Origin of the sequence: Rhodococcus sp. B10 (assembly GCF_011770055.1) — a bacterium.
GTDB lineage: Bacteria > Actinomycetota > Actinomycetes > Mycobacteriales > Mycobacteriaceae > Rhodococcoides > Rhodococcoides kyotonensis_B.
On the sequence record NZ_JAAFYV010000119.1, the window covers coordinates 1 to 405 of the forward strand.

Genomic DNA, 405 nt, shown 5'->3' on the forward strand with positions numbered 1-405 from the left:
GGTTGGGCATCCGGCGATGCTAGCATTGCGGCATGAACCTGCCTTCTCTTTCCTCGTTGGCCCGCTCGCACGGAGCACGTGCATGAGCCGCGGCCACTGCATCCTGTCGCATGGCTTCGAGAGCGGCCCGGAAGCGACCAAGGTCACCGCGCTGGCCGACGTGGCGCAGCGCCTGGGCTGGACCCATGAGCGCCCGGACTACACCGACCTGGACGCGATGAGCGAGGTCAGCCGGGTAGGCGACGTGCCGACCCGCCTGCGCCGCCTGGTCGAGCGCGCCGCCATCGCGGCCCGGCAGGGGCCGGTGGTGCTGGCCGGCTCCAGCCTGGGCGCCTACATCTCCGCCATCGCCTCGTTGCAGGTACCGGTGGCCGGCCTGTTCCTGATGGTGCCGCCGACCACGAT

Annotated in this window: 1 pseudogene; it reads left to right on the plus strand. The window is 70.9% G+C overall.

What is annotated here, in order from left to right:
• Positions 1–82: 82 nt before the first annotated feature.
• A pseudogene (locus tag RhoFasB10_RS25935) lies at positions 83–405 on the plus strand (hypothetical protein); the annotation flags it as partial.